We start from the raw sequence: 23,843 nt of genomic DNA, 5'->3' as shown, positions 1-23,843 counted from the left end.
CCCAGTATAGCCGCGCTTAGGCCTGACGCAGACGCTGCAGCCCCTGCTCCAGCGTCTCGCTCTCGCCGGCGGCCACCAGGCAACAGGCGACCTGCCGCTGGATGGCCTGCGGGATCGCCACCTCGCCCGCCAGACAGCGTTCAGTCCAGCGCGCGGTGGTTTCAGCGTCTTTCGCCGCCGGCAATGCCGGTGTTTCATCCGGCAAGGTGCGCTCCAGCAGCACCTGCTGTTCGCCGCCGACGATGTGGTGAATTTGCGGGCAGCGCAGCGGGTTGGCGTAGGCCTCGCCTTCCGTGCCGTGCATCAGCAACCCGCGGGCGCCGATCTGGCGGAAAAACGACGCCACCCGGCCAACATACTCCGGATGTGAGACGCTGGCGAGGCGCAACGCATCCTGTTCGCCAAACGGCGTCGCCAGCTTGGCCAGCGTATGGGCGCTGTTGCGCACCCCCATGCGCCAACGCAATCCGAGCTGCCGCGCCAACGGCGCCGACAGCGTGGAAACCGGCATGAATACCGCCTCGCCGTTATCGAGACGCCGCTGGGCGTGAGCGGCCTGTTCCGACCACGGCAGCCCCAGAGCGCGGAAAATCTCGGCGCTGGTCACGCGGGTGCTGTCGTCCAGGACGCCGTGCACCACCACCGGCAGGCCCACTTTCGCCAGCAGCAGCGCCAGCAGCGGCGTCAGGTTGGCCTGCTTGCGCGCGCCGTTGTAGCTCGGCAGCACTACCGGCAGCGGGCGCCCTTGCGGCGCCTGCAGCGACAATACCTGCTGCTGCATCGCCTGGTAGAACCCCAGCATCTCCTCTTCGGCTTCGCCCTTGATGCGCAGCGCGATCAGAATGCCGCCCAGCTCCAGCTCGGGGACCTCTCCAGCCAGCATCGCCTGATACAGCTCAAAGGCGGTCTGCCGATCCAGATCGCGCGCATGATTTTTGCCGCGGCCTATTTCTTTGATAATTTTGGTGTAATCCATCCGAAGGTTCCCTCAGCTCACTCTTCGGTTAGCATACCCTATCCGCGCCGCCGCTCAACCTCCTCAGCCAGCCGCCGCTGCGCGTCATCGCCCTCGCGCAGCCCGGCGATCACCCCGCCGGCATCGTCGGCGCTGCGGTTTTGGCTCATCTTCCATTTGCCTTCGCGCCGGGTGACGGCGATCTCGATACCGACGATGCCTTTAAGCTGCGCGGCGATGTAGTTGGCCGGCGCATCATCGAGCCGCCAGGGCGCCGGGCGGCGCCCTTCCTGCTGCGCGGTCAGATCGATCAGTTGGCGGCGCAGCCAGGCCGGATCGTCCATCACCGTCGGTACGCCATACAGCTGCACCATGCTGTAATTCCAGGTCGGCACCACCTTGCCGGTCTGGCGCTTGCTCGGGTACCAGCCGGGCGACACATAACCTTCCACGCCCTGAAAAATTACCAGGCATTCCGCCGCGTGCTGCAGCCGCCGCCAGTGCGCGTTGGCGCGCGACAGGTGCGCCCGCAGCCGCAGCTGCCCCTGCTCGACATCAGCCACAAACGGCAGCGGGTCGGCCGTCAATCCGTGCTCGCCGTGGCTGACCAACAGCCCCAGCGGGTGGGCGCGGATCAACGCCAGTTGGGCATCCAGATCGTCTTCGCGAAATGCGGCGGGTTGAAACATCAGTGCGGCTCCTTATCGCTCTCTCATGATGACAACAGTAAAGCACCCGCCGGCGGCCTACTTAAGATCCGCTTTCTGGCTATTTCGAGTGATCCGCTTTAACAACAGCAGGGCCACGCCCATCGCCAACAGATTAAATACCATGGCGCCGGCAAAGGCTTGGGCATAGCGCTCCGCCGCGCCGCCGCTCGCCAACAGCGGCACAAAACCGACGCCGCTGACCACGATGCCCAACGCGCCTCCCACCTGCTGCACGGTGGCGACCAGACCCGCCGCCATCCCCGCCTGCCGCTCCTGCGCCAAACCCAGCACCAGATTCAGCAGCGGCGTCATGCTCAGCGCCTGACCGAACCCCAGCACCACCAACCCCGGCAGCAACCGCAGCGGATGCGCCAGCGCCTCACCCCACAGCGCCTGCGCCATCAATAGCGCCAACCCGGCGGCGTAAATCGCCACGCCCACGCTCAGCACGCCGTTGCCCCACCGCTGCGCCAGCCGGGGCGCCAGCATCGACGCCAACATAAAGGCCGCGCTGGCCGGGGCGAACAGGCTGCCCGCCTGAAAAGGCGTCAGCCCCGCCCCCGCCTGCAGCAGCAGCGCGAAACACAAGAAAAACGAGGAAGCGGTGGCATAAATCGCCAGCACCACCGCCATACCCGGCGCGAAACCCGCCTGGCGGAACAGCGCCGGATCGAGCACCGCATCGTCACCGCGCTGCGCCAGACGCCGCTCCCAACGCAGGAAGCCCCACAGCGTCAGCATCGCCAACGCCAACATCGGCGCTATCCACCACGGCCAGCCGTGCGCCGGCCCCTCCAGCAGCGGCAGCAGCAACAGCGACAGGCCGGTCGCCGCCAGCCACAGGCCAACGCCGTCCAGCCGCTGCGCCTGCGCCACCCGCGATTCGGGGATGCGCCGCGCCGCCCACAGCGCCAGTGCGCCGATCGGCAAATTGATCAAAAAGATCATGCGCCAGCCGCTGCCGAACAGGTTGGCTTCGATGATAAATCCGCCGAGGATCTGGCCGAAGATCGCCGCCAACCCCAGCGTCATGCCCAGCCAGGCGAAAGCGCGCCGCCGCTGTTGCGGCGCGTACAGCACCCGCATCAAGGCGTAAATTTGCGGGAACAACAGCGCCGCCGTCGCCCCCTGCAGAATACGCGCGGCGATCAACAGGCTGAGCGATCCCGCCAACCCGCACAGCAGAGAACTCAGCGTGAATCCCAGCATGCCGAGGCTGAACAGACGCCGACGTCCGAATCGATCGCCCAGACGCCCACCGGCGATCAGCAGCACCCCAAACGCCAGTTCATAACCGGCGACGATCAAACCGACACCGGCGAAATCGGCGGCGAACTGCCGCTGGATCACCGGCGCCGCCACGTTGACCACGAACAGATCGAACACCGTGACGAAACCGCCCAACAGCAGCACCGGCAGGCCGAGCAGCCCTCGCCGCTCACGAGATAATGAATGTTCCATACCACCTCCAGAGATTATGATGGCCGCAGTATGGAACACGGTTTAAACTGTTACTATATAGCCATTTATACTATTACTGACAGCAACAGGACGGCCGCCATGCCCCCACGCACCCTCGAACGCACCCGCCACGAACTGGGGGATTTTCTGCGGCAAAAACGAGAACAACTGTCGCCGGAGGCGGTCGGTTTGCCGAGCGGCAGCCGCCGCCGCACGCCGGGATTGCGGCGCGAGGAGGTCGCAGCGCTGGCCGGCGTCGGCCTCACCTGGTACACCTGGCTGGAGCAAGGCAGGGAAATCAATGCGTCGGTGACGTTTTTGGAAAATCTGGCGCGGGTGCTGCAGCTCGACGCCGCCGGCCGCTACCACCTGTTCTTATTGGCGCATCAGCGCCCGCCGGTGCCGGTTGGGCATCAGTGGTGCCAGGTTTCGCCGTTGGTGCGGCGTCTGCTGGACGATTTGGCGCTGCGGCCGGCCTACGTCATGAACCTGAGTTGGGACATCATCGCCTGGAATCCGGCGGCACAGCGGCTGTTCGCCATCGGCGATCGCCCGGCGCAAGAGCGCAACATGTTGTGGATGCTGTTTGCCGATCCGCAGCTCAATGAGCGCCTGCTGGAGTGGCAGGCGCAGGCGCCGCAAATCCTGGCCAGCTTCCGCCGCGACTACGCCCGCGCGCCGGAGGATGAGGTAATGCGCCAACGGGTGCAGGCGCTGGAGCGGGTGTCGCCGCCGTTCCGCCGGCTCTGGCGGCAGCATGACATTCACGGACGCTGTCAGGGGCGGCGCAGCTTCGTCGTCCCGGAGATCGGCCCGGTCACCTTTGACCATGCCTCTTTCATCGTCGACGAAGAGAACCATCTGCGGCTGGTGATGTACAGCGCGCTGCCGGACGAACCGGCCAGCGCGGCGTTTGAAGCGCTGCTGCGCGAGGATTAACGACGGCTGTCGAAAATGAGTTTGCAGGCCAGCCCGGCGAACACGCCGCTCAGCAGGTAGTTCGGCCAGCAGGCGCTGAAGCGGCGACTGGCGAAACGGCTTTTCATGCCGCTGACCGCCAGGATCACCCCGCCGTTAATCAGCAAGCCGACCAGATTCAGCACCGTCGCCAGCGCCAGCATCTGCACCACCACCGAGCCGGCGCGCGGATCGATAAACTGCGGGAACAGCGCCAACACGAACAGCGCCATCTTCGGGTTGAGGATGTTGGTCAGCAGCCCCTGTCGGAAAATGCGCGCCGTCGGCACCGCCTGCAACCCGGCGGAAGCCTGCAGACTGCTGCCGGATCGCAGCGTTTTCCAGGCCAGATAAAGCAGATAAGCCGCGCCCAACATTCTCACCGCGTCGTAAGCCAGCGGCACCGCGACGAACAGTTGCGACAACCCCAGCGCCGCCGCCAGCGCGTGGCAGTAAGTGCCGAGTTGAATGCCCGCCAGCGAAGCGAAACCGGCCCGCCGCCCCTGGCTGACGCTGCGCGAAGCGATCAGCAGCATATCCGGGCCGGGGGTCAGCGCCAGCGCCACGCAGGCACCGGAAAACAACAACAGCGTTGCAGCATCAATCATGAATCACCTGATAAGAAGACGGACGGGGATGGAGCATCCATCATAGCGACGCCGACGTGGCTTGTCAGCGCCGCTCACATCAGATCACCCACAAATCGAGATACTCGTTGACCGGCATCTGCGCCAGCCGCTGCCGGTCCAGCGACACCTCAAGAATGCGCTGCTGCTGCAGGGCCGGGAACTGGCGCGCCAGGTTGGTTTTGAACTTCTCGATCAGCAGCGGGATGCCCTCTTCGCGCCGCCGCGCATGGCCGATGGGGTACTCCACGGCCACCTCATCCAGACGGCTGCCGTCGGCGAACTCCACCGTCAGCGCATTGGCTATCGAGCGTTTTTCCGGATCGTGATAATCGCGCGTGAAGGCGGGATCTTCATGGCAATGTATCTTGCTACGCAATGCGTCGATGCGCGGATCTTCGGCCACCCGGTCTTCGTAATCCGCCGCCGTCAGCCGGCCGAACAGCAGCGGGATCGCCACCATATACTGAATGCAGTGATCGCGATCCGCCGGATTATCCAGCGGCCCCTGCTTGTCGATAATGCGCAGGCAGGCCTCGTGGGTGCGGATGCTCACTGCGGCGATGTCGGCGGCGGTTTTGCCGGCGGCCTGCATCTGGCGGTGCAGCGTCATGGCCGCCTCCACGGCGGTCTGGGCATGGAACTCCGCCGGGAACGAAATTTTAAACAGCACGTTCTCCATCACATACGCGCCGTACGGCCGCTGGAAGCGGAAAGGTTTGCCGTTGAACGAGACGTCGTAGAATCCCCAGGTCGGCGCCGTGAGCGCCGAGGGATAGCCCATCTCACCGGTGGCGGCCATCAGCGCCAGCCGCACCGCGCGGGCGGTCGCATCCCCCGCCGCCCAGGATTTGCGGGTGCCGGCGTTCGGCGCGTGGCGGTAGGTGCGCAGCGACTGCCCGTCCACCCACGCCAGCGACACCGCGTTCAGGATCGCCTCGCGGCTCAGGCCGAGCAGCTGCGCCACCACCGCGGTGGACGCCACCTTCACCAGCAGCACGTGATCCAACCCTACCCGGTTAAAGGCGTTTTCCAGCGCCAGGCAGCCTTGGATCTCATGCGCCTTGATCATGGCGATCAGCACCTGCCGCATGGTCAGTGGCGCTTTGCCCGCCGCCACCGCCTGGCGCGAGAGCCAGTCGGCCACCGCCAGGATCCCGCCCAGGTTGTCCGACGGGTGGCCCCACTCCGCCGCCAGCCAGGTGTCGTTGAAGTCGAGCCAGCGGATCATGGCGCCGATATTGAACGCCGCCTGCACCGGATCCAGCTGGAAACGGGTGCCGGGCACCCGGCTGCCGTTCAGCACCTCGGCACCCGGCACCACCGGGCCCATCAGTTTCTTGCAGGCGGGGTAGCTCAGCGCCTCCAGCCCGCAGCCGAGGGTATCGAGCAGGCAATAATGGGCGGTGCGGTACGCCGCCGGGGTATCGACGGCCTCTTTCATTACATAATCGACGATATCGACCATTTCGCGATCGAACGGCGGACGGCCGGTGTTGGCAGACTCAAGCATCATGATTCCCAAAGGCTCCAGAGTGAAAACGACACGATAACGATCGGCGCTCAGCGCTGATCCAGCGGCACGAACGCCCGCGCTTCCGGCCCGGTATAGTTGGCGGACGGGCGAATGATTTTGTTGTCCTGCCGTTGCTCGATGATGTGCGCCGACCAGCCGCTGACGCGCGCCATGACGAACAGCGGCGTGAACATTTCGGTGGGCACCCCCAGCTGGTGGTAAGACACCGCCGAGAACCAGTCGAGGTTGGGGAACATGTTTTTGGTGTCGCGCATCACGCTTTCCAACCGGTCGGCGATGTCATACAGCTTCATCGCGCCCGCGTCCTGCGACAGGCGTAGCGCGATCTCTTTGATCACCTGATGGCGCGGATCGGAGACGGTGTACACCGGGTGCCCGAAGCCGATCACCACCTCTTTGTTATCGATGCGGCGGCGAATGTCGGCTTCCGCTTCGTCCGGCGTTTCATAGCGTTGCTGGATCTCCAGCGATACCTCGTTGGCGCCGCCGTGCTTCGGCCCGCGCAGCGCGCCAATGGCGCCGACGATCGCCGAATAGACATCGGATCCGGTGCCGGCGATCACCCGGCCGGCGAAGGTCGAGGCGTTGAACTCATGCTCGGCGTACAGGATCAATGACGCGTGCATCGCCTGCTCCCAGCTGGCGGAAGGCGCCTCGCCGTGCAGCAGGTGCAGAAAGTGGCCGCCGATGGAATCGTCGTCGGTCTCCGGCTGAATGCGCTCGCCGTTGTGGCTGTAGTGATACCAGTAGAGCAGCATCGATCCCAACGACGCCAGCAGGCGGTCGGCGATGTCGCGCGCGCCGGCCGCGCCGTGCTGCTCTTTTTCCGGCAGCGTGCAGCCGAGGGCCGAAACGCCGGTGCGCATCACGTCCATCGGGTGAGATGCCGCCGGCAGCGCCTCCAGCACCGTGCGCACGCTGGCGGGCAGGCCGCGCAGCGCCTTGAGCCGCTGCTTGTAGGCATGTAGTTCGTCGCGGTTGGGCAACTTGCCGTGGATCAGCAGATGGGCGACTTCTTCAAACTCGCAGTGGCGCGCGAGGTCGAGAATGTCGTAACCGCGGTAGTGCAGATCGTTGCCGCTGCGCCCTACGGAACACAGCGCGGTATTCCCGGCGGGCACGCCGGATAACGCCACGGATTTTTTCGGCTTAACGCCAGTCGGGCTTTGCGGGGGGATCGCTTGGCTCATACTGTCCTCATTTGGCTTCTGCGTGAATGGCGCTTATTCGTCGCGTTGGCGAGCGAACAGAGCGTCGAGTTTCTCTTCGAACAAATAGTAGTTGATGCTTTCATACAGCTCGTTGCGGGTCTGCATGGTGTCGATGACGTTTTTCTGCGTGCCCTCTTCGCGCAGGGCGCGGTACACCCGCTCCGCCGCCCGATTCATCGCCCGGAAGGCCGACAGCGGATACAGCGCCATATCCACCCGGGCGCTGCGCAGCTCCTCGGTAGTGAACAGCGGCGTCGCGCCGAATTCGGTGATGTTGGCGAGGATCGGCACCTGCGTCGCTTCGGCGAAGCGGCGGTACATGCCCAGCTCGGTGATCGCTTCCGGGAACAGCATGTCGGCCCCGGCCGCCACGTAAGCCTGAGCGCGCTCGATGGCCGCCTCCAGCCCCTCCACCGCCAGCGCATCGGTGCGCGCCATGATCACGAAGTCCGGATCGCTGCGCGCATCTACCGCCGCCTTGATGCGATCCACCATCTCTTCGGTGGAGACGATGGCCTTATTGGGCCGATGGCCGCAGCGCTTGGCGCCGACTTGATCTTCGATATGCAGCGCCGCCGCCCCGGCCTTGCTCACCGAGCGCACCGTGCGGGCGACGTTGAACGCCGATGCGCCGAAACCGCTGTCGACATCCACCAGCAGCGGCAGCGGGCAGACATCGGTGATGCGGCGAATATCGGTCAACACATCGTCCAGCGTCGAAATACCCAGGTCCGGCAGCCCCAGCGAACCGGCCGCCACGCCGCCGCCGGAAAGATAGATGGCCTGGAACCCCGCCCGCTGGGCCAGCAGGGCATGGTTGGCGTTGATCGCGCCGGCGATTTGCAGGGGTTTTTCTTTACTCAGGGCCTGACGAAAGGCGAGCCCGGGTGAGCGCAGCGTCATGACGTTCTCTCCGATTAGCTAGATGGAACAGACAGAGCAAGAGGCGGGCCAGGTTGCACTTTGGCGAGGAAAAAATTAAAAGCGATAAAAATAAGTGAGTTATAAAATTCGCATCGCCATTGGGCAGACCAAGCGATAAAAAACGTTTCAGTTAACGTTTCAATCTCGGTTTCAGTCGGCATATTTGAAACATGACTGAAACAAGGCTACACCTAATGCAGCCACTTTCATTCGGTAACCCACCATGAGCGATCACATCACGCCGCCCCGCACGCCGGACAAACCGGTGATCTGGACCGTCTCCATCACCCGCCTGTTCGATCTGTTCCGGGATATCAGCCTCGAGTTCGACCACCTGGCGACCATCACCCCGATCCGTCTCGGCTTCGAGGAGGCGGTGCAGCATATCCGCTCTCGCCTGGCTAGCGAGCCTTGCGACGCCATCATCGCCGCCGGCTCCAACGGCGCCTACCTGAAAAGCCGCCTGTCGGTGCCGGTCATTTTGGTCAAGCCTGGCGGCTTCGACCTGCTGCAGGCGCTGAGCAAGGCGCGCAGAACCGCCGATCGGATCGGTGTCATCACCTATAAAACGCCCCTGCCCGCGCTGATGGAGTTCCAGCAAACCTTCGATCTGCCGCTGGAGCAGCGCAGTTACGTCACCGAAGAGGACGCGCGCGGCCAGATCGCCGAGCTGAAAGCCGCCGGTATTCAGGCCGTGGTCGGCGCCGGCCTCATCAGCGATCTGGCGGAAGAAGCCGGGCTCACCGCCATTTTTCTCTATTCCGCCGCCACCCTGCGCGCCGCCTTCAGCGATGCGCTGGACGTGACGCGCCTGATGCTGGGCGGCGCCAAACGCGGCGGCGACTACGCCGCGCGCGATACCCTGCAGCCGCGCTATGGGCTGGGCGATTTGCAGGGCAATTCCCCGCAGATGGAACAGACCCGGCGCACCATCATGCTGTACGCCCGCTCGCCGGCGGCGGTGTTGATCGAAGGCGAAACCGGCACCGGCAAAGAGCTGGCGGCGCAGGCGATCCACCGCGAATACTTTTCCCGGCGCGGCGCGCCGTCCAGGGGCGCGACACCGCCGTTCGTCGCCATCAACTGCGGCGCCATCGCCGAATCGCTGCTGGAGGCGGAGCTGTTCGGCTATGAAGAAGGCGCCTTCACCGGTTCACGGCGCGGCGGCCGACGCGGGCTGCTGGAAACCGCCAACGGCGGCACCCTGTTTCTGGATGAGATCGGCGAAATGCCGCTGCACCTGCAAACCCGGCTGCTGCGGGCGCTGGAAGAAAAAACCATCACCCGGGTCGGTGGGCAACAGCCGGTAAAGGTCGACTTTCGCGTCATCAGCGCCACCCACACCCGCCTGGAGCAGGCGATTCAACAGGGCGATTTTCGCGCCGATCTGTTTTACCGCCTGAGCGCCCTGCGGCTGCAACTGCCGCCACTGCGGGCGCGCGGCGACGATATCGCAATGCTGGCGGAACACTTTCTGAAACAGTCGCTGGCGGCGCTCGACGTGCCGCTGACGGAGCCGCTGCGCGCCACCCTGGCCGGGTGTTACGCCGCGCTGGGTCATTACGCCTGGCCCGGCAACCTGCGCGAGCTGCGCAACATGATGGAGCGGGTGGCGCTGATGCTGAGCACCGGCGTCGCACCGAGCGGCGAGACCCTGCAGTGGCTGCTGCCGGAGCTGGCGGCGGTCTCGCCGCCCGAGACGCAGGCGGCGCCCGTCTCCGCCCGCGAAGCCCTGGCGCGGTGTGGAGGCGACCACGCCGCCGCCGCCCGGTTGCTCGGGATCAGCCGCACCACTTTATGGCGTCGGCTGAAAAAACCGAACTGAGCATCAGCCGGCGCGCCGGCCGTCCGAGGCCGGCAGCAGTCGCGCTCGCCGCTCGCCCAACAGGTTCATGCCCGCCGCCGCCAGCAGGATGATCGCCGTCCCCAGCAGTTGCCATGCCGACAGCCGGTGGCCAAACGCCAGGCGATCCACCAGCATGGCGGCGATCGGGTAGATGAACGACAGCGAGCCGATCAGGTGGGTCGGCAGCTTCTGCAACGCGCCGTACATCAGCACGTACATCAGGCCGGTATGCAACACGCCGAGCGTCGCCAGCATCCCCCACTGGCCAACGCTGGCCGACGCATGAAAATCCACCAGCGGCAGCAGCATCACCGCCCCCACCGTTACCTGGATCAGCGCAATAAGATGGGGCGGCGTGCCCTTCAGCCGCTTGGCCGCCAGCGCCATCAGGGCGTAGAAAAACGCCGCGCCGAGCGCCAGCGCGATGCCCGCCAGATAATGGCTCTGCTCCCCCGCCTGCCGCGGCTGAGCCAGCACCACCAGCATCATGCCGCCGAACGCCAGCCCCAACCACAGCAACTTGCGGGCGGTCAGCCGTTCCCCCAGAAACAGCGCCCCCAGCCCCACCAGCATAAACGGCTGGGTGTTGTACACCGCGGTGGCGATGGAGATAGAGGCATAGGAATAGGCGGCGAACAGCAGCAGCCAGTTGATCACCAGCGCGACGCCGCCGGCGATCGCCAGCAGCAGCGTGGCGCGCGTCAGCGCATCGCGGCGCAGCTGGCCCAGCGCGCCGCACACTGCCAGCAGCACCAGCGCCCCCACCGCGCAGCGCCAAAACACCACGTTGATAACCGGCTGGCCGGACATCAGCACAAACCAGCCGATGGAGCCGGAAATCAGCATCGCCGCCGCCATCTCCAGCGAGCCGCGTTTTATCTCTGCATTCATTCTGCGTTCCTCAAAGCTTGCCCAGAGACATAGCTTGCGGCTTCGCAGGGCGGCTTTCCATAGCATAAAAAAGGCAGATGTGCTTAACTGCCTTTTTCTCGCAGCTACAATCAAGGAAACACCTAACGGAGGCGTTATGGATGATATCGATCGCCAAATCCTGACCATTCTGGCGGAAGATGCGCGCGCATCGTTGAAGACGCTGAGCGCGCAGGTGGGCCTGTCGTCGCCGAGCACGTCGGAAAGATTGCGGCGGCTGGAGGAAAGCGGCGTGATCCAGGGCTATACCCTGAACGTCAATCTGCAGGCGGTGGGTTACGCCTTTCAGTCGCTGGTGCGCATCAAGCCGCTGCCGGGCATGCTGAAGAAGGTCGAACAGCTGATTCAGGCGATCCCGGAAGTGGTCGAATGCGATAAGGTGACCGGCGAAGACTGCTTTATCGTGCGGCTGGTGGCGCACTCGATGGAACAGCTCGACCACACCCTCGATCGGCTGGCCGAGCATGCGCAGAGCAACACCTCGATCGTGAAAACCACGCCGGTCAAGCGCCGCCTGCCGCCGCTGCTCTGATCAACGCCGCCGTTTGCGGGCGAACGGGTTGCCGCGCTTCTTCTCTTTTTTAGCCGCGTCGGCGGCGGATTTCAGCGCCGCCAGATGCGCCTTGTCGGCCTCCGGCACCGCGCGCTGCTCAATCGGGAACACCGGCAACGACGCCAACAGCCGCGAACCGTAATTTTTGGTCAGCAACCGGCGATCGTAGATCACGATCTCGCCGTAACATTGGTTGCTGCGGATCAGGCGGCCGACCTGCTGGATCAGGTTGAACGAGGCGCTCGGCAGGCTCTGCACTTCGAACGGATAACGCTTCAGCGATTTCAGCCACTCGCCTTCGGTGATGATCACCGGGCTGTCGATCGGCGGGAACGCGATTTTGTGAATATGCACCTGGGTCAGCAGTTCGCCTTTCAGATCCAGCCCTTCGGCGAACGATTGCAGCCCCACCAGCACGCTGGCGACGCCCTTCTCCACCCGCTTGCGGTGCTCTTCCACCAGCCGGTAGCGCGGCTGGTCGCCCTGCACCAGCAGCATCAGCCGCAGATCGGTCACGTAGCTGAGGAAAGTCTGCATCGCCCGGTGGCTGCTGAACAGGATCAGCATGCCTTTGTGCTTGCCGCTCGCCTGCTCGGCGCGGAAAAACCGCGCCATTTCCTCAAGGTGCTCCGCCTCATTGGCGAGCGCCGGTTCGTAGCGCATCTGCGGAATGACAATCTTGCCCTGTTCGACGTGATTGAACGGCGATGAGAGCGTTTCGAAGCGATCGCCGGCCTTCTCGCTCAACCCGCTCATCTCTTGCAAACGCGCGAAGCTGTTCAGTGAACGCAGCGTGGCCGAGGTGACCACCACGTGCGGCACCTTGCGCCACAGCAGCTTTTCCAGCTGATCGCTGACGCGAATGCCGACGCAGTGCAAATACAGATGGGTGACGTTATCGCGCAGTTCGCGCGTGACCCATTTGGAGATCGGCGCGTTGGACGACTTGTCGAGCGCCGCCAGCCGCCACAGCTTGCTCATCGCCTCCAGATAGCCCAGCGTGCGGCTCATCTGAATGATCGAGCGGTGCAGACGCATGATGTCGTGCTTGCCGGTCTGTTCGGTAAGATCGTTAAGCACGAACTCCGCCAGCCCGCGCAGCGCATCGGTCAGTTTGAACAGCCGCGCGCAGCTCTCCACCATCTCCGCGGGCAGCTCGCCCATTTCAAAACGGTGCTCGGCCGCCACGCTGTCGCCGGGCAGATAGGCGCTGACCTGATGCTCGAAGATCTGCACCAGCTCACGCAGCTCCTCGCAATGGTTTTTCAGCCGTTCGCTGTTGGCCAGCCCCGGCGGATTCTTCGGCCGGTACTGCGTCATGCACTGCTCGACCTGACGGACGATCATGTCCAGCTGCAGGTTGGTCGACAGCGCGGTGATTTCCCCGTCGATCTCCAGCGCATCGCGCGCCACCTCCGGCAAATGGTGGCCTTCGTCCAGCACCAGCAGCAATTCTTTCGGGTTCGGCAGCACCGATTCCGTCTCCAGCGCCGCCATCACCAGCGCGTGGTTGGCCACCACCACGTCGGCGCTCTCGATCTCTTTGCGGGCGATATAAAACGGGCATTCACGGATGTAATGGCAGTTGCGCCCCAGGCAGTTGGCCTTGTCGGTGCTCAGCTTGGCCCACAGCGGATCGTCGATGCTCTGCTGATAGTGATCGCGCAGCCCGTCCCACTCGAAACGGGCCAACGCCTTGGTCAGTTTCTGGCACAGCGCCTGCTCTTCACCGCTGGACGGCGCCAGCTCGTCGTCGAGAAACAGCGTCAGATCGCCCTGTTGGCTAACGTCGGTGCTCATCGCCGCCAGATTGCGCGGGCAGACGTAACGCCCGCGGCCAAAGGCGCCGGTAAATTTCAGATCGGGGATAATCTTCTTCAGCAGCGGCAAATCTTTGCTGTAGATCTGGTCCTGCAGCGCCACGTTGGCGGTGCTCACCACCAGCGGCTTGCTCTCCGCCCGCCCGACGGCGATGCCCGGGATCAGGTAAGACAGCGTTTTGCCGACGCCGGTCGGCGCCTCGATCGCCAGATGGCGCGGGTAGTCGCCGGCCAGCGTCTTCGCCACTTCGGCGATCATCTGGCGCTGGGGCGCGCGGGAAATAAAATCCGGTATTTGCTGCTGCAGGGCTTTGTACCACTGGCCAATCTGATCTTTAACTGCGGAGGAGAGCGCCATTCAACTCTTATCTAAACGAAATGATGGCGCTATTGTCCCACAGACCGCCGGCGACGTCAGCCCGAGTTACGCCTGCGGATCGATCATTGAGGCGCGCCCGCCGCCGAACGACCACTCGTCCAACTGGGTGGTGGCGATCACCACCATCACATCCTCGGGGTTCAGCCGCAGCTTTTCCGCCAGCAGCGCCGCCAGCCGTCGGTAGAAACGCCGCTTGGTGTCGCTGTCGCGCGGCCGCCCGGCGGTGATGTAAAACAGCACGAAATCCGCGCTGCGCGGCCCGCCGAGATAGTCGCGATCGTAGATAAGCTCGCCGGGGCGGTATTGATCGATCGCCTGAAACCTGTCCGTCGGCGGCACCTCGAAGGCCTCCACCAGCGCCTGATGCAGGCTGTCGGACAAGGTTTGCAGGTAGTCGGCGGATTTGCCCTGGTGCAGGGCGATGCGGCTAAACAGCATGGGGCGCCTCCGGTTCCAGCTCGCGCAAGCGCGCCACGGCCGACGCCGCCGCGGGCCAGCCGGCGTAAAACGCCAGGTGGGTGATGAGCTCCGCCAATTGCGGGCGATCGACGCCGTTGCGCTGCGCCAGCTGCAGATGAAACGGCAGTTGCTCCAGGCGGTTGAGCGCCACCAGCGCGGCGACGGTGATCAAGCTGCGCTCGCGCGGGCTCAGCTCTGGCCGCTGCCAGACATCGTCAAACAAGACGCTGTCGCTGAGCTGCGCCAGCTTGGGGGCGATATCGCCGAACGCCTGTTGTCCGGCCCGGGATTCTGATTGCATCATACTCTCCTGTCAGTTGCGGATAGCCTTACGCTACCCGCCAGCGAGGCGAGTGAAAATCGGGATTTTCGGCAGTCTCGGTTCAGAAAAACGGGAGGGTTCCCCGCCGACGGCGGGGAGATATTACGATTCCAGCGGCGCAACGCCGTCGAAATGGGCGCTCAGCAGCGCATTCAGCTCCGGCCGCTGCTCCACCCGTTCGGCGATGGCGTAAAGCCGCGGGCAGTGTTGCCGGAACCACGCGCGCCCCGGCCGCCAGTTGCACATCACCGCCACGTACAGATCCAGCGCGCTGAAGCTCTTGCCGAGAAACCACGGTCCGGCGGCGCCGGCGGCGGCGTTCAACTGCCGCAATAAACGCTCGCGATAGCTCATCACTGCGTTTTTCAGCTGTTCCGCCCCTTCCGTTTTCGGCTGCCAGCGCTGCGGATGATCGGCATAGGTGAAAGTGGGATAAATCTCCGCGTTGATGAACAACAGCCAGCGCAAAAAGCGCGGCAACAGCGGCGAGCCGCCGGGCGGCGCCAATTCGGCATGCGGTGCGCGATCGTGCAGCAGCAGGATAATCGCCGCGCTCTCCGTCATCACTTCGTCATCAGGCAGCACCAGAGTGGGGACCTGACCGAGCGGGTTCAACGCCAACAGGCGATCCCGCTCCGGGCCCTCCTGGGTGTAATCCACTTCCTCGTAGCCCCAGGGGAACGCGGTCAGCACCAACGCGGCGGCCACGATGGTCGAGCCACACCCCTGCGTACCGAACAATGTATAAGTATCGTGCATGATTCCTCCGGAAACCGATCAGGCTATCGGTAACTGTAGACCAGCCGCCGACCGTCGGTTGCAGAAAAAATTCACCCTTTGCGCGACTTTTTTAATCGTTCGACATGAAAATGAATTTTTTGTCATAAATAGATCACATTACTACGGTAAAAATTCTCCGCCGCCAACAACCGGACGGCACAGTAAAGCAGCAATGCAACTGATGATAGCGTCTTTTAATCGAATAAAGCAGGGTAACCCATGAAACGTAATCTTCTGGCCGTTATTATTCCGGCACTTTTACTTGCGCAAGCGGCACAGGCAGCAGAAATCTACAATAAAGACGGCAACAAACTCGATTTTTACGGTCGTGTGAAAGCCCTGCATTATTTCTCCGATGATGCCGGCAACGATGGCGATAAAACCTACGTCCGTATCGGCTTTAAAGGCGCCACCCAGATTAATGACATGCTGACCGGTTACGGCCAGTGGGAATATCAGATCGCCGCTAACCATTCTGAATCCGACGGCACCAAAGACACTAAAACGCGTCTGGGCTTCGCCGGTCTGAAATATAAAGACCTTGGTTCTTTCGACTACGGTCGCAACTACGGCATTATTTACGACGTCGGCGCCTGGACGGATATGCTGCCTGAATTCGGCGACGACGCGTACGTCAAAACCGACAACTTCATGAACGGCCGCACCAACGGCGTCGCCACCTACCGCAATAACAACTTCTTCGGTCTGGTCGACGGCCTGAAATTCGCCGTCCAGTATCAGGGCAAGAACGAAAACGACGGCCGCTCCGCCAGCAAGGCTAACGGCGACGGCTGGGGTCTTTCCTCCAGCTATGAAATCATCGACGGCCTGAGCGTGGGCGCCGCCTATGCCTCTTCCAACCGCACCGCCAGTCAGAAAGCGGGCACCTTCGGTAAAGGCGACAAGGCCGATATCTGGGCCGCCGGTCTGAAGTATGACAACAACGATGTCTACCTGGCCGCGACCTACTCGGAAAGCCGCAACATCGCGCCAATTTCCGGCACCGCCACCATCAATAACCGCTCCACTTCCGTCAGCGGCTTCGCCAATAAAGCCGAAGGCCTGGAACTGGTTGCGCAATATCAGTTCGACTTCGGTCTGCGTCCATCGCTGGGCTACGTTCAGCAGAAGGGCAAAGATATTGAAGGCATCGGCGATGCCGACCTGGTGAAATATATCGACGTCGGCGCGTACTACTATTTCAACAAGAACATGTCGACCTATGTGGATTATAAAATCAACCAGCTCGACAGCAATAATAAGCTGGGTCTGAAAGACGACAACGTGATTGCCGTCGCCCTGACCTATCAGTTCTGATGTGATGAATGAATAACCACCACTGCAAACTTTAGCGTCACTTGATACCCAGAGTTTTATTTCGCCGGGCGGCTGCGTCCGGCTTTTTTGTTTTTATTTTCCCCGCCGGCGAATGCCCCCGCTTGCCTTGCCAAACAAACGGGTCTACATGTATAGCTTTCCCCCGAGCGGAATCAGCCATGCATAACGACGGTCGGTTTAACTATCACAACGCCGTGCGCTACAGCAGCGACGAACTGGCGAACATCCTCAACCACTGTTTTGAAAACTACATCGTGCGTTTCGTCCTCGACGGGCCGACCTTCGCCGCCCGCTTCGGCGCCGAAGATCTCAGCCTGAACGACAGCCTGATCGTCACCCATCGCAATGAACCGGTGGCGGTGGCGCTGATCGCCCGCCGCGGCCGGCACAGCCGGATCGCGGCCTTTTCCGTACGCCCCGAGATGCGCGGCCAGGGGCTGGGTAAGGCGCTGATGCAGCGGGTAGTAGCGGATGCCCGTCAGCGCGGCGATCATCGGCTGTCGCTGGAAGTGATCGAAGGCAACGAAGCCGCGCTGGCGCTGTACCACCGCGCCGGGCTGCGCATCGTGCGCACCCTGACCGGCCATCAGGCGCCGGCGGCCGTGCCGCCAGGCAATGCGGTGCTGCAGGCGGTCGATCCGCTTACCGTCAGCCATCGCCTGACGGCGGAAGGCGCCACCGACCTGCCCTGGCTGATCGCCCCCGAATCGCTGTTCAAACTGCCGGGCAAACCGCGCGCTTATACCCTCGAACGCCAAGCCTACGCCGTGGTGATGCCCGGCGCCGAGCACTGCTGGCTGCGCCTGATCTACGTGCCGCCGCAGCATCGCGGCCAGGGGCATGCCCGCGCCTTGCTGGCCGCTCTGCAAGCGCAGTTCGCCCCTTTGCCGCTGACCGCCAACGTTTTTGTGCCCGAGGTGGCCGCCCCCTTCTTTACGCATCTTGGCTGGCGGCAGGATCCCCTGCGTCAGTTCGAGATGGATATGCTGCTGGACAGTCCACAATAAAAAAGAGAGATAACAATGGCAGGAAAACAGGTACGCACACTCACCCTCGGCGCGGCGATGGGCGTCGCGCTGCTGGCCTTGACCGGTTGCGCGCAGCCGCCGCACACCGACGCCCAGGCCCAGCAGCGGTTGGCGGATCAATCGGTGCTGGCGGTCAACTGGTTCCAACAGTCCGGCGAATACCAGGCGCTGGCACATCAGGCGTTCAACAGCGCGCAACGCGCCTTCGATCAGGCCAGGGCCGCGCCAGGCCGTAAAAAGGCGGTGGTGGTCGATCTGGATGAAACCATGCTGGATAACAGCGCCTACTCCGGCTGGCAGGCGCAGCAGGGCCGACCGTACGACGGCGCGACTTGGGCCAAATGGACGCAGGCCGAACAGGCCGCCGCGGTGCCGGGCGCAGTGGCGTTCGCCCGCTATGTTAACGCCCATCAGGGGACCATGTTCTACGTGTCGAACCGTAAACAGAGCGACTACGCCGCCACGGTGGCCAACATGCAGAAGCTCGGTTTCACCGGCCTGTCGGAAAAAACCGTGCTGCTCAGCACCGACACCGCCAATAAACAGGCGCGCTTCGACGCCATCAAACAAGCCGGCTATGACATCGTGGTGTACGCGGGCGACAACCTGAACGACTTCGGCGCCGCGACTTACCACCAGGACAATGCGCAGCGCCGGGCGTTCGTCAGCGAGAACCAGGCCAAGTTCGGCACCGAATTCATCGTGCTGCCCAACCCGATGTACGGCGACTGGGAAAGCGGCCTGGCTCGCGACTACAACAAGCTGACGCCGCAGCAAAAGCTGCAGGTGCGCCAGCAGGCGATCAAAGCCTGGCGCGGGCGCTAACCCTCACAGCAGTTTGTACATATAGCAGGTGGCCTCCAACGCCCCGCCGTCGCTGGCGCGGGCGTATTGCGGGATGTCGCCCGCCGCCTCGAACCCCAATTGACGGTACAGCCCCTGCGCCGCGCTGCCGCTCAGGGTATCCAGCACCAACAGGCTGCGGCGATGACGCGCCGCCAGCGCCTGCACTTCCTGCATCAACAGCCGGGCGACGCCCTGCCGCCGCGCCTGCGGGTGCACCATCAGCTTGACCACTTCCGCCCGGTGACGGCCGTTGTCCGGCATCGCCAGTAACAGCTGCACGGTGCCGACCGGCCGGCCGTTCGCGAGCGCCACCAGCATCGCACGCTCTCCCCGCGCGATGGCCGGCAGCAACCCCTGCCAAAACGCCTGCGCCTGCGTCAGCGTAAAGGGCATGACAAAACCGATGCTGGCGCCGTGCGCCACGCTGGCGTGCAGCATTTCGGCCAATTCGGCAATGGCGCTTTGCGCCGCGCCGGCGTCCCACTGTTGCAATTCAATCATGGCTATGGCCTGCAAATAACGAGGGTGTAATGGGCCGGCTCATCGCCGGGGACATGGAAACGGGAGGCGCCGAACAGGCGGTAGCGCAGGCAGTCGCCGGATGATAACCGGAAAACGCGCCCTTCCAGCGTCAACTCCAGCTGCCCGGACAGCAGCCAGAGATGGTGCTCCAGCGCCGGAATCGACGGCAGGTCGTAATCGATCTGCGCGCCGGCATCAAGCCGGGCTTCGATAAATTCAGCCTTATACAACGCAGCGGGGGGAGAAACGGAGCGACGGTGAAAACCGCTGGCGCGATCGACCCACACCGGTTGCTGCTGCGGCCGCAACAGCTCCGGCGGCTCGTCTTCGATCTCGCTCAGCAGGCGCGACATGGTCAACCCATAGGCGGCGCACAGCCGGTTCAGCAACGACGCCGTCGGGCTGGTCTCGGCGCGCTCCACCCGCGAGAGCGTCGCCCGGCTAAGGCCAGTGCGCTGCGCCAGCTCCTCCAGCGACCACGCCCGTTGCTGGCGCAAATCCGCAAGCCGCTGCGCCAACCTCAGGTCGGCATTGTCCAGACCGTTATCCATCGTTCACACTCCGTTTGAAAATCCCATATAAGAGAAATAATCTCAAATTAGAGATATAGCAAGCGAATTTTAACAATGTCGCGCAGGAATAACGCCAGGATCACCGCAAACATCGCCGAATGAGGAGAAGCGTTCTAGCACTCGCGCGAGGACGGGTTGGGTACAAAATTGCCCGTCTCGGCGGCCGGCGGCGCGATCGCGGCGCAGCGCCAGGCGCTGAATACCGCCAGCAGCGGCGCCAGCGCGAACGCCAGGAACAGCCAACGCGCCGCCGATGCCGCGCCCGCCGCGCCGCCCGGATCGTTCAGCCCCGCCAGGTTGGCGATCATCCCCGCCAGCGCCGCGCCGAATGCGGTGGCGAACAGCTGCACCGTGGTGATCGAGGCGCCGGCGATGTCTTTGTCCGCTTCAGGCGCCACCTGCAAAATGCGCGTCAGCAGATGCGGCCAGCCGAAGCCGATGCCGAATCCCACCAGCGACAACGCGATGACGATCGGGGTCAGCGCCTGCCAGTGACCGTCGGAGGGCGTCGGCATCAGGATCGCCAGCGCCAGCAGGCCCACCAGCACGAACAGCGGCCCGCTGACGATCGCCCGGCGAATGCCCGCCCCGCGCCAGCCGGAGCTGAGGATTTCGGACAACGTCCAGCCGGCGGCCATGGTCGCGGCGATATAGCCGGAGATCAGCGGCGACTGGCCGTGCAGCAACTGCAGGAAATAGGGCACGAAGATTTCGCTGGTCATGCCGATCACCAGCAACGACACCGTAATATAGAGCGCCGCCAACGATGAGCCGCGCCGCAGCGCACCGTGCGGCAACAGGCGCGCGAGCGAGCGCGCCTCGCGCTTCATCAGCCAGGCCATCAGCGCCAGCGAAAGCGCGATGCCCGCCAGGTTGATCCAGACGCTGTGCGCCAGGCTGCCGGCGGACACCACCAGCACCGCCACGGTCAGCAACAGCAGCTGCGCGGTCGGCAGCGGCGCGGCCGCCTGCTGCGCCTGGCCCTTGGGCAGGATCAGGAAGGTAAACGCGGCGTACAGCGCCATGATCGGCAGCAGAATGCCGAAGGCCCAACGCCAGGCGTGCAACTCGGCGAAAATGCCGCCTACCGCCGGGCCGACCAGCGTGGCGATGCCCCACATCGCCGAGATAAGCGCCATGGCGCGCGGCCACAATCGCTGCTCGAACACCAGATTGATCATCGCGTAGGAGAGCGCAAAGATCAGCCCGCCGCCGAATCCCTGCACCGTGCGGCCGATCAGCATCACCGGCATGCTCGGCGCCAGCGCGCACAGCCCCGCTCCGGCGATGAAAAACAGCGAAGCGACCAGATAGGCGTTGCGCGCGCCGTAGCCGCTGAGCAAGCGGGCCGACAGCGCGGAGCCGAGGATCGACGCCACCACGAACAGCGTGGTGTTCCAGGCATAGAGATCCAGACCGCCGATATCCTGCACCACCGAGGGCAGAATGGTGGTGGCGACCAGAATATTGATGGCATGCAGCGCCACGCCAAGCGAGAGCGCGATCGCACTGGCCGCATTTTTGCCGGAGAAAAGGTCGCTCCAGCGGCTATCGTCATGGGTTATCACGGTTGTTGTCCTGTTTTCAGAGGAATGGCATTGAGTTGGTCATGAGATTGCGTTAAATTTAACAAGAGTTATCTTGGAATAAGTTAGGGCGAGGCGGAGAAATATGTCAAGAATAAACTTGGAAAATGGCGGCAGCACCGCACAATCGGTCAGTGACCGTTTGCTGACGCTATTGAAGACCCGCGGCCCGCAGCAAGCCTCAGACGCAGGAAAAGTGCTCGGCACCACCGGTGAAGCGGCCCGCCAGCAGTTCGTCAAGCTGGCGAAAGAGGGGCTGGTCGAAGCGATCGCGGAAACGCGCGGCGTGGGCCGCCCGGTGCAGCTGTGGCATTTGACTGCCGCCGGTAACGCACGCTTTCCGGACACCCATGCGGATCTGACGGTGCAGCTGCTGCGCACCGTGCGTGACAAGCTGGGTGAACAGGCGATCGACCTGCTGATCGAGACCCGTGAGCAGGAAAACCGCATCAACTACAAGCAGGCGATGATCGGCGCCACCGATCTGCGCGAACGCGTGGCGCGTCTCACCGAGATCCGCTGCCGCGAAGGGTATATGGCCGAATGGCGTCAGGAGGAAGACGGCGCCTATCTGCTGGTGGAAAACCACTGCCCGATCTGCGCCGCCGCCACCGTCTGCCAAGGCTTCTGCCGCGCTGAGCTGAGCATCTTCACCGAAGTGCTGCAGGCGCAGGTTGAGCGCGCCGAACACATTCTGGCCGGCTCTCGCCGCTGCGCTTACCGGATTTCTCTCTTGTAACACCGGTTTTTGCCCGCGTTTTCAACCGGTACAGATTATTCTGCTTGTGCACCCCGCACCTTCCCTTCTAAGGTTGAATTATCGAATATTCAGGCAAACAACGGGCCCCGCGCCCGTTCTGACACCTCCGTCGGCGCGCTGCGCACGGCGGCAGAGTAACCCCACGGGAGTTGAACGATGAAGAAGCCGCATGCCGGATTCTGGCTGGCGACGCTGGGGCTGGGCGTCTGCTGGCTGCTGGCGCTGCTGACTCGCGATCGGCTCAACGGCATACTGCTGGCCGGTGCGGCGCTGGCGCTGATCTTTACCCCCGCCGCCCGCCGCAAGGGCGCCGCCCTGGCCGCCTTGGGCGGCATCGGCATGGATGGTCTGTGGAGCTACAGCGGCGTGCTGCATTACAGCGGGCAACACGGCCTGCCGCTCTGGACCATCGCGCTATGGATCGGCTTCGGCTGCTGGTGGTATTGGCTGTTGGACGTGGTCAGAGCGGCGCCCTGGCCGCTGGCGGTATTGGGCGCCGCCCTCGGCCCCTTCGCCTACGCCGTGTCCTGGAAACTGGACGCCCTGCTGCCCGGCATGCCGCCGGAGTTCATGCTGCTGCTGCTGGCCATCGGCTGGTCGATTTATCTGCCGGCCGTCAGTTGGCTGCAGTGGAAACAGCAAGGCCATTGAACGGCTTTCGGCCGCCGGAAAAATAATGCCGCAGGCCATTGCTTATCGGTTGCCCGATCGGGTTTACTGAGCGTTCTAATAATAATCATTCCCGCAAAATACAATCCTATGCTTAGCCAACAAAGCCGTAGCGTCCTGCCGTTGATCGGGGCGTTGTTCACGTTATATATCGTTTGGGGTTCCACCTATTTCGTCATTCGTCTGGGCGTCGAACAGTGGCCGCCGCTGATGATGGCCGGGATTCGCTTTCTGCTAGCCGGCATCGTACTGTTCAGTTTCCTGGCCTGGCGCGGCCACGCGCTGCCGACGCCGAAGCAATGGCTGGCCGCCGGCGCCATCGGCATTCTGCTGCTGGCGGTGGGCAACGGCCTGGTGACGGTGGCGGAACACCAACACGTGCCGTCCGGCATCGCGGCGGTGATGGTAGCGACGGTGCCGCTGTTCACCCTCTGCTTCAGCCTGCTGTGGGGCATGCGCAACACCAAGCTGGAATGGGCCGGCATCGCGCTCGGGTTGGTGGGCATCGTGCTGCTTAATACCGGCAACAACCTGGTGGGCAATCCGACCGGCGCGCTGCTGATTTTGCTGGCGTCGGCCAGCTGGGCCTTCGGATCGGTGTTGGGATCGCGCATCTCGCTGCCGGCCGGGCCGATGGCCGGCGCGGCGGAGATGCTGGTCGCCGGCGTGGTGTTATTGGCAGCCAGCCAGCTGAGCGGCGAGCGCCTCGTTCAGATGCCGAGCACCGGCGGCTTTCTGGCGCTGGGCTATCTGATCGTCTTCGGTTCGATGCTGGCGATCAGCGCCTATATGTTCTTATTGAAGAACGTGCGCCCGGCGGTCGCCACCAGCTACGCCTACGTCAACCCGGTGGTGGCGGTGCTGCTCGGCATCGGTTTTGCCGGCGAATCGCTGGCGCCGCGCGAGTGGCTGGCTCTGGTGATCATCGTGGCGGCGGTGGTGCTGGTGACGCTGGGAAAATACCTGTTCGCCCGCCCGGCCAACGTACAGGCCATCGACTGCGAACGGCGGTGATCACAAAGGGCGGTCTGCGGGCCGCCGTTAAAAACGAT

General features: G+C 63.7%; 24 protein-coding genes. 9 read left to right on the top strand and 15 right to left on the bottom strand.

The genetic code is table 11. The features are described 5' to 3' along the window. Positions 1 to 16 precede the first annotated feature (16 nt). The 3 genes from ybiB to ACP3TA_RS12955 are packed head-to-tail and all read right to left on the bottom strand — an operon-like array spanning position 17 to position 3,126. Positions 17 to 976, bottom strand: a complete 960-nt coding sequence (ybiB, locus tag ACP3TA_RS12965; RefSeq protein ID WP_047572182.1) for a DNA-binding protein YbiB — start codon at positions 974 to 976, stop codon at positions 17 to 19. A gap of 38 nt (positions 977 to 1,014) precedes the next feature. Beyond that, complete coding sequence (locus ACP3TA_RS12960; protein WP_123061490.1) at positions 1,015 to 1,644, bottom strand: FMN-binding negative transcriptional regulator; 630 nt, start codon at positions 1,642 to 1,644, stop codon at positions 1,015 to 1,017. 57 nt (positions 1,645 to 1,701) lie between these two features. Continuing rightward, a complete protein-coding gene (locus ACP3TA_RS12955) occupies positions 1,702 to 3,126 on the bottom strand; it encodes an MFS transporter (RefSeq protein ID WP_206359434.1) in 1,425 nt (474 codons plus the stop codon). Positions 3,127 to 3,225: 99 nt separating this feature from the next. Between ACP3TA_RS12955 and ACP3TA_RS12950 the strand changes: the two genes are divergently transcribed. Beyond that, positions 3,226 to 4,065, top strand: coding sequence for a helix-turn-helix transcriptional regulator (locus ACP3TA_RS12950; RefSeq protein ID WP_033650544.1), 840 nt, complete (start codon positions 3,226 to 3,228; stop codon positions 4,063 to 4,065). Here the strand turns inward: ACP3TA_RS12950 and ACP3TA_RS12945 are convergent. From ACP3TA_RS12945 to prpB, 4 genes are all read right to left on the bottom strand, one after another. Then, positions 4,062 to 4,691: a LysE family translocator gene (locus ACP3TA_RS12945; protein ID WP_426784295.1), complete on the bottom strand. Its 630-nt coding sequence runs from the start codon at positions 4,689 to 4,691 to the stop codon at positions 4,062 to 4,064. The genes ACP3TA_RS12950 and ACP3TA_RS12945 overlap by 4 nt on opposite strands. A gap of 79 nt (positions 4,692 to 4,770) precedes the next feature. Further along, a complete protein-coding gene (locus tag ACP3TA_RS12940) occupies positions 4,771 to 6,222 on the bottom strand; it encodes a bifunctional 2-methylcitrate dehydratase/aconitate hydratase (RefSeq protein WP_096242821.1) in 1,452 nt (483 codons plus the stop codon). Positions 6,223 to 6,272: 50 nt separating this feature from the next. Next, positions 6,273 to 7,436 (bottom strand): bifunctional 2-methylcitrate synthase/citrate synthase, encoded by a 1,164-nt coding sequence (prpC, locus tag ACP3TA_RS12935; protein ID WP_096242064.1) that lies wholly within the window; start codon positions 7,434 to 7,436, stop codon positions 6,273 to 6,275. Positions 7,437 to 7,469: 33 nt separating this feature from the next. Then, positions 7,470 to 8,360, bottom strand: coding sequence for a methylisocitrate lyase (gene prpB / locus ACP3TA_RS12930; RefSeq protein ID WP_043137053.1), 891 nt, complete (start codon positions 8,358 to 8,360; stop codon positions 7,470 to 7,472). Between the two features lie 244 nt (positions 8,361 to 8,604). Between prpB and prpR the strand changes: the two genes are divergently transcribed. Beyond that, positions 8,605 to 10,206: a propionate catabolism operon regulatory protein PrpR gene (gene prpR / locus ACP3TA_RS12925; protein WP_096242063.1), complete on the top strand. Its 1,602-nt coding sequence runs from the start codon at positions 8,605 to 8,607 to the stop codon at positions 10,204 to 10,206. 3 nt (positions 10,207 to 10,209) lie between these two features. Here prpR and ACP3TA_RS12920 read toward each other — a convergent pair whose 3' ends face one another. Further along, a complete protein-coding gene (locus ACP3TA_RS12920) occupies positions 10,210 to 11,118 on the bottom strand; it encodes a DMT family transporter (protein WP_089194443.1) in 909 nt (302 codons plus the stop codon). A 136-nt stretch (positions 11,119 to 11,254) separates the two neighbouring features. Between ACP3TA_RS12920 and ACP3TA_RS12915 the strand changes: the two genes are divergently transcribed. Beyond that, positions 11,255 to 11,689, top strand: coding sequence for an Lrp/AsnC family transcriptional regulator (locus ACP3TA_RS12915; RefSeq protein WP_042783967.1), 435 nt, complete (start codon positions 11,255 to 11,257; stop codon positions 11,687 to 11,689). Here ACP3TA_RS12915 and dinG read toward each other — a convergent pair whose 3' ends face one another. From dinG to ACP3TA_RS12895, 4 genes are all read right to left on the bottom strand, one after another. Beyond that, positions 11,690 to 13,888 (bottom strand): ATP-dependent DNA helicase DinG, encoded by a 2,199-nt coding sequence (gene dinG, locus ACP3TA_RS12910; protein WP_033642371.1) that lies wholly within the window; start codon positions 13,886 to 13,888, stop codon positions 11,690 to 11,692. It lies immediately after the preceding gene. 66 nt (positions 13,889 to 13,954) lie between these two features. Further along, positions 13,955 to 14,347 (bottom strand): tautomerase family protein, encoded by a 393-nt coding sequence (locus ACP3TA_RS12905; protein ID WP_426784294.1) that lies wholly within the window; start codon positions 14,345 to 14,347, stop codon positions 13,955 to 13,957. Then, the gene (locus tag ACP3TA_RS12900; protein WP_089194442.1) at positions 14,337 to 14,669 is read right to left on the bottom strand and encodes a carboxymuconolactone decarboxylase family protein; all 333 of its coding nucleotides are present in this window, start codon (positions 14,667 to 14,669) and stop codon (positions 14,337 to 14,339) included. Before ACP3TA_RS12900 ends, ACP3TA_RS12905 begins: the two co-directional genes overlap by 11 nt. Before the next feature lie 123 nt (positions 14,670 to 14,792). Beyond that, complete coding sequence (locus tag ACP3TA_RS12895) at positions 14,793 to 15,449, bottom strand: glutathione S-transferase family protein (protein ID WP_042783963.1); 657 nt, start codon at positions 15,447 to 15,449, stop codon at positions 14,793 to 14,795. Positions 15,450 to 15,689: 240 nt separating this feature from the next. Here ACP3TA_RS12895 and ompC point away from each other — a divergent pair, with 240 nt between their 5' ends. From ompC to ACP3TA_RS12880, 3 genes are all read left to right on the top strand, one after another. Beyond that, positions 15,690 to 16,787: a porin OmpC gene (ompC, locus tag ACP3TA_RS12890; protein ID WP_033650535.1), complete on the top strand. Its 1,098-nt coding sequence runs from the start codon at positions 15,690 to 15,692 to the stop codon at positions 16,785 to 16,787. Positions 16,788 to 16,966: 179 nt separating this feature from the next. Next, positions 16,967 to 17,815: a GNAT family N-acetyltransferase gene (locus ACP3TA_RS12885; RefSeq protein WP_033642369.1), complete on the top strand. Its 849-nt coding sequence runs from the start codon at positions 16,967 to 16,969 to the stop codon at positions 17,813 to 17,815. 15 nt (positions 17,816 to 17,830) lie between these two features. Continuing rightward, positions 17,831 to 18,661, top strand: a complete 831-nt coding sequence (locus ACP3TA_RS12880) for a 5'-nucleotidase, lipoprotein e(P4) family (protein ID WP_050594410.1) — start codon at positions 17,831 to 17,833, stop codon at positions 18,659 to 18,661. A 3-nt stretch (positions 18,662 to 18,664) separates the two neighbouring features. Here the strand turns inward: ACP3TA_RS12880 and ACP3TA_RS12875 are convergent, their stop codons facing one another. From ACP3TA_RS12875 to ACP3TA_RS12865, 3 genes are all read right to left on the bottom strand, one after another. Continuing rightward, on the bottom strand, positions 18,665 to 19,183 hold the full coding sequence (locus ACP3TA_RS12875) for a GNAT family N-acetyltransferase (protein ID WP_033642367.1): 519 nt from the start codon (positions 19,181 to 19,183) through the stop codon (positions 18,665 to 18,667). 2 nt (positions 19,184 to 19,185) lie between these two features. After that, entirely contained in the window at positions 19,186 to 19,755 is a 570-nt protein-coding gene (locus ACP3TA_RS12870) for a helix-turn-helix domain-containing protein (RefSeq protein WP_033642366.1), read from the bottom strand. A gap of 134 nt (positions 19,756 to 19,889) precedes the next feature. Next, on the bottom strand, positions 19,890 to 21,344 hold the full coding sequence (locus tag ACP3TA_RS12865; RefSeq protein WP_033650531.1) for an MFS transporter: 1,455 nt from the start codon (positions 21,342 to 21,344) through the stop codon (positions 19,890 to 19,892). Between the two features lie 103 nt (positions 21,345 to 21,447). Between ACP3TA_RS12865 and ACP3TA_RS12860 the strand changes: the two genes are divergently transcribed. The 3 genes from ACP3TA_RS12860 to yedA all read left to right on the top strand — a co-directional run bounded on the left by ACP3TA_RS12860 (position 21,448) and on the right by yedA (position 23,805). Further along, positions 21,448 to 22,101, top strand: coding sequence for a helix-turn-helix transcriptional regulator (locus tag ACP3TA_RS12860; RefSeq protein WP_033642364.1), 654 nt, complete (start codon positions 21,448 to 21,450; stop codon positions 22,099 to 22,101). Between the two features lie 177 nt (positions 22,102 to 22,278). After that, a complete protein-coding gene (locus tag ACP3TA_RS12855; RefSeq protein WP_033642363.1) occupies positions 22,279 to 22,773 on the top strand; it encodes a DUF2878 domain-containing protein in 495 nt (164 codons plus the stop codon). Between the two features lie 108 nt (positions 22,774 to 22,881). Next, complete coding sequence (gene yedA, locus ACP3TA_RS12850; RefSeq protein WP_033650530.1) at positions 22,882 to 23,805, top strand: drug/metabolite exporter YedA; 924 nt, start codon at positions 22,882 to 22,884, stop codon at positions 23,803 to 23,805. Positions 23,806 to 23,843: the final 38 nt, after the last annotated feature.

Source organism: Serratia sp. 2C06 (assembly GCF_050037615.1).
Classification (GTDB): Bacteria; Pseudomonadota; Gammaproteobacteria; order Enterobacterales; family Enterobacteriaceae; genus Serratia; species Serratia ureilytica.
Note: the sequence above shows the minus strand (reverse complement) of the source record. Positions and strands in the feature narration are given on the sequence as shown.